The 13,592-nt window shown below is 55.1% G+C and carries 8 protein-coding genes; 3 read left to right on the forward strand and 5 right to left on the reverse strand.

Going from position 1 to position 13,592, the window contains the following annotated elements; translation table 11 throughout:
* Positions 1 to 138 precede the first annotated feature (138 nt).
* The gene (locus EUZ85_RS17090; RefSeq protein ID WP_164887275.1) at positions 139 to 1,212 is read left to right on the forward strand and encodes a helix-turn-helix transcriptional regulator; all 1,074 of its coding nucleotides are present in this window, start codon (positions 139 to 141) and stop codon (positions 1,210 to 1,212) included.
* Positions 1,213 to 1,967: 755 nt separating this feature from the next.
* Here EUZ85_RS17090 and EUZ85_RS17095 read toward each other — a convergent pair.
* Positions 1,968 to 3,122 (reverse strand): MBL fold metallo-hydrolase, encoded by a 1,155-nt coding sequence (locus tag EUZ85_RS17095; protein WP_168199903.1) that lies wholly within the window; start codon positions 3,120 to 3,122, stop codon positions 1,968 to 1,970.
* Between the two features lie 171 nt (positions 3,123 to 3,293).
* Between EUZ85_RS17095 and EUZ85_RS17100 the strand changes: the two genes are divergently transcribed.
* Positions 3,294 to 3,914, forward strand: a complete 621-nt coding sequence (locus EUZ85_RS17100; RefSeq protein ID WP_127970429.1) for a TetR/AcrR family transcriptional regulator — start codon at positions 3,294 to 3,296, stop codon at positions 3,912 to 3,914.
* Here EUZ85_RS17100 and EUZ85_RS17105 read toward each other — a convergent pair.
* Genes EUZ85_RS17105 through tssI form a run of 4 tightly spaced genes read right to left on the reverse strand, consistent with a single transcriptional unit; the run spans position 3,890 to position 12,541 of the window.
* Positions 3,890 to 4,762, reverse strand: coding sequence for a hypothetical protein (locus EUZ85_RS17105; protein WP_127970430.1), 873 nt, complete (start codon positions 4,760 to 4,762; stop codon positions 3,890 to 3,892). The two genes, EUZ85_RS17100 and EUZ85_RS17105, sit on opposite strands and share 25 nt — an antisense overlap.
* A 59-nt stretch (positions 4,763 to 4,821) precedes the next feature.
* Entirely contained in the window at positions 4,822 to 9,060 is a 4,239-nt protein-coding gene (locus EUZ85_RS17110) for a DUF6531 domain-containing protein (protein WP_127970431.1), read from the reverse strand.
* Positions 9,060 to 10,382 carry a hypothetical protein gene (locus EUZ85_RS17115; protein ID WP_127970432.1) on the reverse strand — a complete coding sequence of 441 codons (1,323 nt, stop codon included), beginning with the start codon at positions 10,380 to 10,382 and terminating at the stop codon, positions 9,060 to 9,062. The genes EUZ85_RS17110 and EUZ85_RS17115 overlap by 1 nt, the downstream gene beginning before the upstream one ends.
* A gap of 5 nt (positions 10,383 to 10,387) precedes the next feature.
* Positions 10,388 to 12,541, reverse strand: a complete 2,154-nt coding sequence (gene tssI / locus EUZ85_RS17120) for a type VI secretion system tip protein TssI/VgrG (RefSeq protein ID WP_127970433.1) — start codon at positions 12,539 to 12,541, stop codon at positions 10,388 to 10,390.
* 462 nt (positions 12,542 to 13,003) lie between these two features.
* Between tssI and EUZ85_RS17125 the strand changes: the two genes are divergently transcribed.
* Positions 13,004 to 13,492, forward strand: a complete 489-nt coding sequence (locus tag EUZ85_RS17125; protein ID WP_241567065.1) for an Rrf2 family transcriptional regulator — start codon at positions 13,004 to 13,006, stop codon at positions 13,490 to 13,492.
* Positions 13,493 to 13,592: the final 100 nt, after the last annotated feature.

The following is a 13,592-nucleotide window of genomic DNA, read 5'->3' on the forward strand; positions in this document are numbered from 1 at the left end:
CGTTTTTTTATTAAGATCAGGTCAAATAGTGATCAGCATGCTAAAGTTAGAGTACTTACTGAACAGAGTATTTATGCATTAATTCAGAGTTATAGCAGGAGTAGGGAATATAGGGAAAATGCCCAGGGAATGTTGGCGATGGAAAGTTATTATCAGACGATACTGAACTTAATTGCGCAATCTCCTAACTCAGACTCACTCTTCCAGTCATTTCTGAGGTTGCTCACCGAAAGCACCGGCTGCGATAGCGCGGTGTTTCTGATCACGGACCTGAACAGCCTTGGCGACTCGCACAGCAACTATATCTACAACGTCCCGGTTGAGCATCAAAACATCTATGAAAGCTACTACGATCAGATCGACAAGGCGAACGAGACGATCTCGACCTGTCGGCAGGATCTGATTTTTGTGCAGGATCTTCCTGAGGCGCTGACCAGTCGTGAAGTAGAGGCTGATTTTATGGAGCCCAACGGCTACAAGGGGCGCGCCGCATTCGCTTTCCCCCGTAGCAATAACTATGTGACGAACCTGTACTTGTGTCGGGACGGCGATTTCTCAGAAAACGACAAACAAATGCTGGTCCGCTCGACCCATTCCATTCGTTTGACGGTCCAGGAAATACTCAATAACGAGCGCAGAAAGAACTTTGCGCGATCTCTACTCAACGCCACAGGCAGTCTGGGAGGCTTGCTAGGCTATGTCGTCGTCGATGACAAAATGAATGTCATTGATATGGATTCAGACCTGGTTTTTCTGTTTGTTAAGAAGCAAATGAAAATAGAAAACAAAAAGGTGCATATCTATGAGCCGGGATTGGCGAAAATCATCGATATATCCGCCCGCTTTGGCGCCAGCCTGTCCTATCCCGCGCCGGATTCGCAGTACACCTATGAAATAGCCGCGGCGCCCACATCGCAGCTAAAAGGATTGTTCCCCTGGGAGATGCCTCCGAATGGCCTGGTGATAGCGGTGTACGACTGTCACCGCTGTGTGATTCATTTAAAGAAATTGATGGATTGTTACGGGCTGACGCGGGCGGAGGCGGAAACCGCGCTGCACTTTTCCAAGAAGCCCCATAACAAGCTGCTGGCGTCAGAGTTGTCGAAAGCGCCCGAAACCGTCAGAACCCACGTCAAAAGAGCCATGCAAAAGATGGGCGTGCACTCGCAGTCGGAGTTGGTGCGTCTGGTGCTTACCATCACCATGCCGTGATTTTGTGAAGGCCGCCTCCTGAGCGGAAAGCGCCCCCAATTGGGGTATTTCCAGGTATTCGCATTCCTTCTAATCTTGTCATGACGATATCAAATGGCGGTATTGAAAACATAGCAAGAGGGATCTAACAGTGATCAACTGGGAAGTGTGGTCGTATTGGGCTGACCAAGGCGCAGTCTGTCCGGCCGCAAGGCATGAAGACGTAATGTCTTCGCGCCCTCGTAGTACAGACGCCGGACAGGCGTCCAAGAGCAGTTCACAGACGTTAGAGCATTCGATAGAAAAGTATAAAAAATTCCTGAGATCCGAAGCCGACAAGCTGAACGCCCATAAAAACGAAAATGTCAATAAAGGGCAAGGCGACCAAGCCTGACCACGAACAGGCTGGGCAGTGACGATAAATGTCGGATTAACTCAAAGTGATACGCCGCGCTGACTGAAATACTACTCCAAAGCGCGGCGGACTTAATGAGAGCTTCTCATGACGCCTCGGGACAGAAGCAGAGGCGTCAGCGAGGCCGGGTCAAGCCGCGTTCTCGAATCTGAGGCGCATCGCCACAAACCTCAAAAACTCCGGCAGGGAGACATAGCGGTCATAACCCGTGACATGTTTTTCGCGAGTGGGGATTGCAAATAATCACCTGATCAATTGTTTTACTAATCCGGCAGACAAATATCTTCCTTCTATTTGTCTGAAACGACATGGCCTGCACATGTCAGGCCCTGTCTCCCACGGCTAACGGCCGCGCAGGCGCTTACAGATAGTCTGGTTGCGCCGGCGTTTCGCTGTCCGCGTACTCGGCGGACCCGGTTTGTTCCGGCATCAATTCCCGCCACCAGTAGGTTTGCTGCGCGGGCTCCGCCAGCACAAGAGGGGCGCCGATTTTTGGCGTACGCAACGTCACCTGGTGCTCTCGCGCTAGTTCCGCAATGCGTTCAAGGGGGTCGTACCAGGCGTGCATCGCCAAGTCGAAAGTGCTGTTGTGAATGGGCATCAACTGCTTGCCCTGCAGGTCGAGATGAGCCTGCATGCTTTCTTCCGGCTGCATATGCACGCCAGGCCAGTTCTTGTTGTAAGCGCCGGTTTCGATCATGGTCAGGTCGAAGGGGCCGTACTTGTCGCCAATCTCCTTGAAGCCGGGGAAATAGCCGCTGTCGCCGCTGAAGAACAGGCGTTCTTTGGCTCCCAGCATCACCCAGGACGCCCACAGAGTCGTATTGCCGTCGAACAGGCCGCGACCGGAAAAGTGCTGCGCAGGCGTCGCCGCCAACGTCACAGGCCCAACCTGCACTGACGACCACCAGTCCAGCTCGGTGATTTTTTCCGCAGGGACGCCCCAATCTCTCAACTGTCGACCCACGCCAAGCGGGGTATAAAAATGCTCAACGCGAGACTGCAGCGCCTTGATGGAGCCCTCGTCCAAATGATCGTAATGATTGTGTGAAATCAGCACGCCCTTGATCGGCGGCAGTTGCTCCATCTCGATGGGAGCAGGGTGAAAACGTTTGGGACCGGCCCACTGCACTGGGGAAGCCCGTTCTGAAAATACCGGATCAGTCAGCCAGAAATGGCCTTCAAAGCGAATGAGCACGGTGGAATGTCCCAGGCGGTAAACGGCGTTGCGGTCATCGCCAAGCAGTTGTTCCTTTTGCATCGGCTGCAGTGGAATCGCCTGATCCGGACGCGCGGCGGCGCTTTTATCAAACAGGAAACTTTTCAGCATTTTACTCATGCCTGCGTTCGCCTGAGTTGGAGCGGCATTATGGAACTTGCCCTCATGAAAATTAGACGAAGCAACTGGCGGTGTCGGCGCGCCTAAACCGGTCAGGGTGGCGAGAGTATCGTTGTTGTGCATGGCTAAAGCTCCCAATGTGATAACAACCAAGCCGAATAACAGGCGTTTTTTCATGATGTGTATCCAACCGGTCCATTCAGCTATTTCTGTAAACTACACATATGTTTGTAAACTACGTAGACGTTTGTAAACTACACCGAGCAGTTTACTCGTAAATTTTCAAAAGTAAACTGAGGAGTGTAAACTTGTCCGCATTGTTCACTTCAACACGACCTGGATAAGGCAATGGAAAAGAAAAAAAGTCTGAGCGAGCGTAAACGGGAAGCCATTCTGGACGCTGCAGTCAGTGTGTTTCAGGAGTCCGGCTTTCAAGGCGCGAGTATGGATCGCATCGCCGAGCGGGCGCAGGTGTCCAAACGCACGGTGTACAATCATTTCACCAGCAAAGAAGCCTTATTTATAGAAATCACGGAGCAGGTATGGCGCAAGGCGATGGACGCCACAGAGTTTCCTTACCAAAGCGACGCCCCCCTGGCTCCACAGCTCACCGCCATTGCAGAACAGGAACTGGAGCTGCTGGGATCGGAAGGCTATATCGCCATGGCGCGCATGGTGTTGGCGGAATACATGCTGTCTCCCGACCTGGCGCGGCAGGCGATGCAGAAAATGCAGGAAAACGAGGGCGGAACCAAACGCTGGTTAAAGGCCGCCATGGCGGATAAAAGACTGATCAAGGTCGACCCGGAATTCGCCGCCACCCAATTCATGAGCCAGATAAAAGCGTTCGCCTTCTGGCCGCAAATCGTCGGCCACGCGCCCAACCCCACGCAGGCGGAGCGACGTGAGATCGTCGCCGCTGCGGTGGAGATGTTTTTGGGGCGTTATGCCGCGCCGAAGAAATCGTAGTAGGCCATTCTGACCCGGGTTAAGAAATCCTGCTCAACAGGCTTGGAGAATGCCCTCGGTATTTTATCCGCCAAGGCCATGAGGTCATGTTTGATCTCCGGCGTCGCCAGATCATGTTTGCTTCTAACTTGTTGAATGGCCATCACTTCGATTGGAACAATATCAAATGGAGCGAACTTGAATTCCGGTATGGCTACCTGTTTTGAACGGTCGATATGGGATAAGTGATAGTCACAAACGCCCGTGATGGCCTTCGTCAGAGCCTCTGTTTTATCCCAGGCGTCGATGACCTGTCGGTACACGCTCAAGCTATTGTGTACCAGTTCTTTAGGGGCGCTGTCTCCAGTATGCACCCCATGAAGCCAGAGCATGAATGGCTCAAACGTCCGTTGCGCCCAGAAACCTGGGTCAATCGCGTCGTTGGCGGCCATCCGGGTTAACAGTTGACTGACCTCTGTGGCTTGGGAAGCCTGGTCTGTGGCGATAAACCAAGCCAGGACACAGGCGGCGTCTCCCGTGTAATTGGTCAGGTTTGGTCCGGCTTTGAGCGATTTCAGAAACTGGATTTTGAAAAAACTCACTGAGCGGAGTTTTAAAGACCAAAAGAAATAATCGACCGCCGTATCAATGTCATCCCAACCGACGGACTCTCCATCGGCGACTCTGACGCATCCTCTTGCTCCATAGTAATTGGCCAACACGTCGAGGGTGTCGGACAGGTCAATAAAAGACTCGAGAGAGACTTCTTCGAAGCAATCCTCAGCGTCTTCTATTTCTTCGTCGATGAGATCATCTCGTTCGGAAAGCCATTTCCGCTTGTTCTTTAAAATTGTTTCTACTTTGCTCATAAGCTGCTCAATATCTGAAAAATCATTGGGAAATCATGCGTAACCACTTGGCTGTCCTGCTATCCATCGGGACATCTGGGCCAGGGAGAAACTCTGATCGCCCTCAACACAACAGGGTGCCCCTTTGAATTTCTATCCAGCTCAACGCCAATCAACAAGCCTGAAACGCTTAACGGATCTTTCCTGAATTCTTTAAGAACCGATCGGGCCTGCCTCTGAAATTGTCTTGATGTGTTCTGGTAAGCGCCGGTTCCCGTTGAAGCCTCTCTCAACACCAACTCGACAAAGTTGTGAAAGTACTCCTGGCGGTTAGACGGCTTACCAACCGTATCTTTAACAGTGGCTTTAACTTCTGTGAATGTCAGGCGTCCCGCCGGCGAGCGGGCGACAATATCAATACCGTTGTTGCTGCTGTTCTGTATGGGAAATATTTCTGTGTACCCACTGTCCTCCAGCAATTTTACGGCGAACTCTTCGCCTTTATCCCCAACAATTTTGTTGAAGTTCACCAGACCGAATGGGTCCAGTTGCGAGAGGGGATCTTTTACATAGCCCTGTAGTCTCAGGCCGCCGAACAGCCCGGAAGGGTCCTGGGCGACGTACTGTCCACTCTGCGGATCGTAGTAGCGGAAGCGATTGTAATAAAGGCCCGTTTCCACATCTTCGTACTGTCCCTCCCACCGGAAGGGACAGTCGGACTTACTTCCGTTCAGGTTTTTGAGATCGCCCCATACGCTGACATCCGCCGACCACACAGATTGACCTGCATCGTCATACATGGCGCAGGGCGTACCCAAGTAATCGGCGACGATGGAAAAATAGTCGTCTCCGACCTGTTTGGCCATTGGCGTAAAGCCTTCAGGTTCAAATAACCAGGTGATCAGTTTGCTCTCATTCGCCTCTGTTCCCTGCGGAGGAGCCTGAGCCTGAACCGGCTGACGTGTAATGTCGGGACGCCCAGAGACGCTCTCCCTTAGCGGAGAAGATAAATCACAGGCTGCGCGCTTCATGTGGGCGTCAGGTTTCTGCACCCACTCATGCAGAGGGTTATTGCCGTCCCAGATCCAATGGGTGGTGCGGCCATTAAACGTCTTGCTGAGGCGTCGGCCAAGGGCGTCGTAGGTAAATGCGACCTCGCGTCCATCTGGGCGCAAGACTTTGATCAACCTGCCTGAGACGCTCCACGTATAGCGCCAGACTTTGCCGCCTGGCTCGGTTTTGGCGATCAGATTGCCTTCCAGGTCATACTCGTAGTGGACGACACCCTGATTAGTTCGCATCCACAGCAGTTGGCCGCCGGCGCCGTACTCCCTGTCTTTGCGATTGTACGTCTGGAACAGATTCCCCACGGCATCCGGCATACGCAGGTCCATCTCGCCATCGCCATAACGGGCGGAAACCAGATGGCCCAGCTCGTCATGGCTAAATACGGTGACGCCGCGCTGGGAGTCGTGAATCTTTTCCAGGCGCGTATTCATACCCCAAAAGTAGGTTTTGGCTGTCTGATTTTTGTCGCCTTGATACAGATTGTGCCGGTGGGGACGTCCGAACTTGTCTCTTTTCCAACGGCTTGAGACGCCGCCGGGCAGATGGCGCGTCAGCTCGCTCCCTAAACTGTCCCGTTCAATGGAGATAGTAAAGGCGTCCTCGCCCATGGCGACAAGGGAGACGTTGTTGAACTTGTCGCGCTGGAAGCGTTGCGCTGCGCCCAGTGAGGAGCTGAGTCGAGTGCGCCTGTCCTCGCCATTGAATTCTGAAAGCACCCAGTGTTCGCCGTTGCTTTCTTTAATGATTCTTCCAATGACGTCACGCTCAAACTCCAGGGATGCATCGGCGTTTACCGCCTTCATGAGCTTGCCGTCTGCGCGATACTGATAACGTTCTTCTTCACCGTCGCTGTGCAGTACGCGCACAATTCTTCCCAGCGCGTCATAGGCGTAATCAGAGTAGCGGCCGCTGGAGCGCGTCACCCGTCGAATCTGTCCTGCAGGATTGTATTCACAGCGGCGCAGCAGACCGCCGAAACCCGACTCGGTTAATATCTCCCCTGAAGGGCCCAGTTCGAAACGGTAGGCGTGGCCATGCTCGTTGATGATTCCGATCAACTGCTCTTCCGTGTCGTATTCAAACTGCAGCGTGGTTCCCGCCTGGGTGCGAGACGCCATTTTGCCCAATCCCTGGTAAGTGAAATGCACGTCTAAGTGGGCGTCAGTGGCGCGAACTACATTGCCTTCCGGGTCATACTGAAAGGTCTTAACATTGCCGTCCGGTTCAACTATCTCAGTAACGCGGCCGAGCAAGTCGTATTGGACGCGCTTCTGATTTCCCTGCGGATTAGTGGAGATAGTTGTGCGTCCATGATTATCGTAAACCCACTCCTGCTTGACGCCTTTGGCTGACGACACAACGCAGGGATTGCCATAACCATCGTATTGAATGGTGGTTTCGTGGCCTGATACGTTGATAACGGAGATCAGTTTTTCATTCTGGTAGGCATAGCGGGTGCGACGATTGAGAGGGTCCGACTTCGCCACAAGCTGATCGTTCTCATCATATTCCCAGCGCCACTCGCCGTTGTTCAGGTCTTTGGCTTTGATGAAGTTATCCCGCTCATCATACTCCATCTGCAGCACGGAGCCGTCCGGCTGGGTGATCTGGGTGAGGTTGCCGCGGGGGTCGTAGTCGTAGCGCGTCGACAGGCCCAGTTCGTTGGTTTCGCAGGTGACTTGGTAATACTCGTTGTATTCGTTGACGATCACGCCGCCGGAGGCGGTTTCGATTCTATGGGGCAGGGCGCCGTCATGGTGGTAAACGGTCTGAAAGCCGAGGGAGTTTTGTACGATGGCGAGGCTTTTCTCATCGTCGTAGACGAGCTGGTGATTGTAAATGCCGCCGTCGCCCCAGGTGTGAATGCAGCGCGCGTTGTGGTCAACACCGTCATATTTGAAGTAGAAGCTTAGCCCGTTGTAACCGGTTTCCTGACAGAGCAGGTGATTCTGGTACTGATAGCTAAACGCATTGCCCAGGGCGTCGCGGGTCGCTACCAGATCGCCGCCGTAGTATTCGTACTCCATGGCGCAGTAAAACTCGCCAGCGTTATCCGGGTGCGGCAGCAGGATACGGCGGATGCGGTTGTCCGCATCGCTTTCAAACTGAATGCGCCGTCCGCCGCTGTCGATGATTCGGCTCAGACAGCCGCCTGCGGTGTAGTGAAACTGAATGCGGGCGTTTTCCGTGGCGTCGGTGATGGCGCTCAGATAATGCACCACCGTCGCTTGCGCATGACGTGAGGGCGCCGCCGGGGTGAATCGGTACCAGTTACCGTCGACATGTTTGAGGCGATAGCCCTGATCGTCCCTATGCAGCGTCATGCGCTCCTGACGGTTAAAGCTCTCTTCTCCCTGCTTCAGCGCGGGAAACGCCATATGTCGGCCGTCCTGCATCATCACCGCAACCGCGCCGTCTTCTTCGATCAGCTTCCAGTCGTAGTTGTGATGCCAGCCATGACCGAGGGAGCCCTGATAAGTCGAGGAGCTGAACCAGGTGCGTTCCCAGGACAGCGGAATCGGGCCGGGCAACTGGAAGTCGATCCAGTCTGTAAAAACCTTGCCGGAGGCCACATCCACCGGATGCCCGGTGACCGCGCAGACGCCTTTGTGAACGCGGTTGCGGACGCTGGGCGGCGCGCCCAGTTTATCCATGAGCTTGTCGGCTTTCTTGTGGATGGCGTCGGAGATCTTTTTGACGCGCTTACTGCTTTTCTGCATCTTGCGCATTTTTTTGAACGCCGCGCCCAAACCGGCCAGTCCGGCGGTGGCGGCCATGCCCATGGCGTCCACTGTGGGCGGTCCGCCGATCATGACCGGGGCGCCGATAGGAATCGGCAATACAGTGGTGGTCGGCAGCACCATGCCATAGGATTTTTTGGGTTTCTTGGCGCGAATGGGGGCCAGCATGCCCACGCTTTGACAGCTCAACACCGGCAGCGCGGTGAAGCTGAAAGGGGCTCCGTCCGCCACCACGGTGGCGCCGCCCATGAAAATCTCGTCTTCATTCCCCGGCGGCATGACAAAAGGGCCGCCCATGGGAATGTGCGGGATGGGCTTGCCCGCTGTGCCTGCCGTCGCGCGGGGAACGCCGTTGACTTTCACCGTACCGCCAAAGATCGGCAGGTAATCCAGGACATCGAAAATAATGCCGATGTGGGGATGGGGAATAGGAATAGGCGTTCCCGGCGGCAGCGCCAGCAAGTGAATATCGATCCCCAGTATCGGGTCAAAGTGTTTGGCCGCCAGCATCAGACTGTCTCCGCCTTTGCGGCGGAAGCTTCCCGCCAGCCTTCGCCCAGTAAGGCCGTCATCGCTTCATGGGCGTAATCTTTATCCTCCCGGGTCGGCGCTACGCGCAGCAGCGTTTCTCCCAGGTAAGGCAGAGTGGTGTATTGGCGCTGCTCAGGTTCGATCAGCCCCGCCGCCTTGAGTCCGCGCAAGGCGCTTTCCCAGGCGTAGCCCTTGAGCTTCAGACGCTCCAGGCAATAACATTGCAAGCGCCAGCTCTCCATGCACATCATGGCGTCCTCCTGGGCCTCGGCGATATCCGCGCTGCGGCGATAACTCTTGGCGGCCTCTTCATAGCGCTTCTCGCTCAAATAAGCGCTGGCTTCGCTGATGTGGGCCTGAAACAGTAATTTGTCGCAGCCGGGGCGCTCCGCTTCGATGCCCTGCAACGCGTACTGCTGAGCCTGTTGATAATCCTGTAATGCTTTTTCGGCTTGTTTGGCGTTCAGATAGCCAGAGGCGCGCAGCAGCAAGACGGAGCACTGCATATCGAACCACGCCTGCTCGCCGGCGATCGCAAGCGCGCGCTCGGAACGGTTTTGCAAAGCAGGGATATCGTTGTTCTGTACGGCGTAATTCATGTCCACGAAACACTGGCGAAACTCGGCGCCGGGGGAGCCATCATCCGCTTCCTCCATGATATTGTTCATGGCTTTCCGCAGATTCAGGGGCGGCGTCTGGCTGAAAATTTGGGAGGGGTAATCCTGAGCCAGTTTGGTGAAGGCGGGACGCTGGGCGTTATCGATGATGATCCACTTCAGATTGCCGCCCCACAGCTTATAGTCGCGATGAATCTCGCAGGCCAGTTGCAGCCAGCGTCGCCATGCCTTGAGGTCTTTGACCTCGTGGGGCCAGATGGCGATCACCAGGGTGGAGAAGTAATCGGCGAACGCTTCCAGAATCTGGTGACAGCTTTTGTACAGTGCGTCATGACCGCTGAGCGCTTTTTTCGGGTCAGGGGCGCGCCAGGTAAAAGCGTCCTCCGGGTTCTCCTCGTCCTCGTCCTCCGCACTGGCGGCGACGCCCGCTGCGATTTCCCGATTCAGCTCATCCGACAGGTCAAAGCCGAAACGATCCAGGGAGGAAAACGCCGAGTGCAGGGCGACGAAGAATTCGCCTGAGGTTGCGTCGAATTGCTCTCGCATTTTCAGAAACCCCGCCACCAGCTGGTTGGCGTCCGGGGCGATATTCCAGCGCAGAATGGGGCGCTCGCTCTCCACGAACGTCTCCCATTGCGCGTCGAGCTTTTCCAGCTCTTTCTCGATTGGATTTTTCTCTGTCATGAGGCTCAGTTCAATTTGATCATCGGACCGGACACGGACACCCCGGCGCCATCGACCTTGATGGAGCTGCCGCCAATGGTGATGGTAACGCCGCCGTCGTTGATCTGGATGCTGGTTCCGCCCACCCGCAGGGAGATATTGCCTCCCGCCGCCAGATCGATTTCCGTAGCGGTGGTGGTGGACTTGCCGGTAACGGTGACCGTCTGCGCGTCCGCCTGTGTGGTTTGCAGGCCGCTGATGGTGAATTTCTGGCTGGAGGCGTTGACCTCATGCGCCGCTCCCAGATTGATCTTCTGATTAGTGGCGCTGATGGTGTGGTCTGCTGACAGATTCAATGTCTGGTTGGTGGCGGTCTGGGTGATATTGCCGGAGACGCTCTCGGTTTGATCCGCGCCGACATTTAAGGTCTGTGCGCCAGTCACGGAATGCGTTTGCGCGCCGGTGATCGACACGTTCTGTTTGCCGGTCACGGCGACGGAATGATCGCCGCCGACGCTGAGAGAACTGTTTCCCGCCACCGAATCCGAAGCGTTGCCGCCGATGCTGCTGGTGGAATGTCCCTTGGCGTTGGCGCCGATGTTATTCTTCACCTCCATGTTGAAGTCTTTCTCAGCATGGATGTTCAACGACTCTTCGCCCTTCTTGTCGTCGAAAGAAATTTCGTTGTAATTGGAGGTTTGGCCCCCTTTGGTGGATTGCGATTTCACACCGAAACGGGACTTGTTGTCCGGCAGGGAATAGGGAGGCATGTTGCCCTTGTTGTAGACGCCGCCAATCACCAGCGGGCGGTCTGGATCGCCTTCCAGAAAGGTGGTCACCACTTCCTGGCCAACGCGGGGTATGCCCATACTGCCCCATTTCTTGCCTGCCCAGGGCGTGGCTACCCGCACCCAGCAGGAGCTGTTTTCATTGCGTTCGCCGTAGCGGTCCCAATGGAACTGAACTTTGATGCGGCCGTATTCGTCAGTGTAAATTTCATCGCCGCTTTTGCCGCAGACAATGGCGGTCTGGACGCCGTCAATGCGAGGTTTGGGCGTGCTCAGGGCAGGGCGGAAACTGACGTTGTCCGGTAGACATTCAAAGCGGTTGAAGTACACGCTTTTCTCTTTACCTGCGCTCTCCGGGCTGTCCGCACTGGTGTAACCGCCTTCATAGGCGTAATGACGCACCGCCGTGACGACGAAATTCTTGCGGTTGTCAGTGGCGCATTCTTCTGACTCCAGCATGAACTTTCGGCCCACCAGCAGGTGCGGCAGATTGCTTTTGCCACTGACCCGGGTGAAGCGGCTTTCCTCTTCCTCCATGCGCAGTTTGGTCAAACGGCGGCCGCGATCCTGGTCGCCAAAGGCGCCAGGGTAGTCGTAGCGCTCGTAAGCGGAGGCGCCTCGCAGCTCGTTCAGCGCGGAGCATTCCGCCAGCAAAGATTGGTCGGACTTTTCGAAGTTAAAGTCGCTCAGGGCCCATTTGCCGGAGAAATATTGGTAGCTGCGACGCCATTCCTGGATATAGTCGCCATTGCGCGGCCGGGAACTATGCTCAATCTTGCGGGGCTCCATAAAGGCGTTGGTGGACTTGTCGTCCGCCAGAATCAACATGTGCCGCTTCTGCGCCTGCTCGAAATAGAAATAGATGCCTTCCTGCTCCATCAGACGCAGGGCGAAATTCAGGTCGGACTCCCGGTACTGGACGCAATACTCCAGTTCCGGATATTCGTTGTACAGACCGGTGAAGCGGAAGTCGGAAAAGCCCGCTTCCGTGAACACCGCCTCCAGTATTTTGGGGGCGGTCATGTTTTGAAACACCCGGCAGTCGGTATTCTTGCCCAGAAACCACAGCCAGGGGACGAGAACGGCTTTGTAACCGTACAGCCCCCGTTTCTCCAGGCCGGTGGACTCGAAATAGCTCACATGCCCGCTGAATACGCGAGGCGCGCCGCCGTCGGCGCCAATGGCGACCTGCACTGATTCGCCGATGATGTCTTCGGCGCGAATATCCCGCTTGTGGGACAGCAAGTCCACGTCATACTGGAACAGCTGTGAATACCCTTCCTGACCCCGAAAATGGCGCAGCAGAAACACGTCTTTACCCAGAGGCGTGTCGATGCGGATGGGGCGGGTGTCCTGGGTATAGCGTCCCTCTTCGATAAATAAGGCGTCCATAAGGAACTCCGTGATAGCGGGAATGGCGTGGAGCTCCTCGCCATCCCTGCCGGAAATAATGTGATAACCAAGGTCGCGCGCTGGCGGCCCGGACGGCTTATAAGGAAGCCTTGGCCATGGCGTGGGCGGGAATAGCGAAACAACTCTCCCGGCCAGACTGCAGCGGAAACGCAGTGGTTTGCTGCATTTATTAGATCATAAAGCCTCATAACGACGCCATGGGGTGAAACGCTACAAGTTGTTGTTATTTAACAATAAAGTAAGTGGCGAAATGGGAAAATCCCTGACGTGGCGGCGCTTGCGGGGCGGCGTTAAAATACAAAGGCAAGCATTGCGAAGAAGAGATTGCATACTTGTAACTCTTCAATGCGAGCGCCAAGGGCTGAACTTGCGTTTTGCACCCTAAAATACAATACTGCGCCCGTAGCCCTTGAGATAAGCGGCTTACGCCAGATTTCACTGATGACGAAGGTTAATACCGTGCCTACATCCACCCGTTTCGCCGTAGCGATTCATATTCTCGCCGACCTGGCTCTACACAAAGGCAAGGCGGTGCGTTCGGAGGATATCGCCTGCAGCGTGAACACCAATGCGGCGGTGGTGAGACGGCTTTTGGGCGTACTGGCGGAGGCGGGCATGACCCGTTCGCAATTGGGCGTGGGCGGCGGCGCTTTGCTCGCCAGGCCCGCACATGAGATTACACTGCTGGATGTCTATCAGGCGGTGGAAGAGCCCAATTATTTCGTCCTGCATCGCTCCAAACCCAATCCCCAATGCTATATCGGCTGCAATATCACCTCGGTGCTGGAAGATGAGTTTCAACGCATTTCCGCCACCATGGACGCCTCTCTGGCGCAGACCACTATTGCGGATGTGGCGCGTCAGGTCGCCGATAACGCGGGCGTGCATTACTATTGCGCCAAACAGGAGATATCTGAAGACCTCGATTAAGTGAGAAAAAATTTCTTGCCATGTGTAACCGTGTTGGTTACATTGTTTCCCATTGTCGGGCGGCGACCTGTTTCGGTTGGCGGCCTCTTACTATTTTCAT

It is taken from the genome of Hahella sp. KA22 (assembly GCF_004135205.1).
Lineage (GTDB): Bacteria > Pseudomonadota > Gammaproteobacteria > Pseudomonadales > Oleiphilaceae > Hahella.

Bases quoted from the DNA above. Each gene is read 5' to 3' on its own strand.
- EUZ85_RS17125 (WP_241567065.1), top strand. From the start codon at position 13,004: ATGACGAAGGTTAATACCGTGCCTACATCCACCCGTTTCGCCGTAGCG.
- EUZ85_RS17095 (WP_168199903.1), bottom strand. From the start codon at position 3,122: ATGAAAAAACGCCTGTTATTCGGCTTGGTTGTTATCACATTGGGAGCT.
- EUZ85_RS17110 (WP_127970431.1), bottom strand. From the start codon at position 9,060: ATGCTGGCGGCCAAACACTTTGACCCGATACTGGGGATCGATATTCAC.
- EUZ85_RS17105 (WP_127970430.1), bottom strand. From the start codon at position 4,762: ATGAGCAAAGTAGAAACAATTTTAAAGAACAAGCGGAAATGGCTTTCC.
- EUZ85_RS17100 (WP_127970429.1), top strand. From the start codon at position 3,294: ATGGAAAAGAAAAAAAGTCTGAGCGAGCGTAAACGGGAAGCCATTCTG.
- EUZ85_RS17090 (WP_164887275.1), top strand. From the start codon at position 139: ATGGAAAGTTATTATCAGACGATACTGAACTTAATTGCGCAATCTCCT.
- tssI (WP_127970433.1), bottom strand. From the start codon at position 12,541: ATGGACGCCTTATTTATCGAAGAGGGACGCTATACCCAGGACACCCGC.
- EUZ85_RS17115 (WP_127970432.1), bottom strand. From the start codon at position 10,382: ATGACAGAGAAAAATCCAATCGAGAAAGAGCTGGAAAAGCTCGACGCG.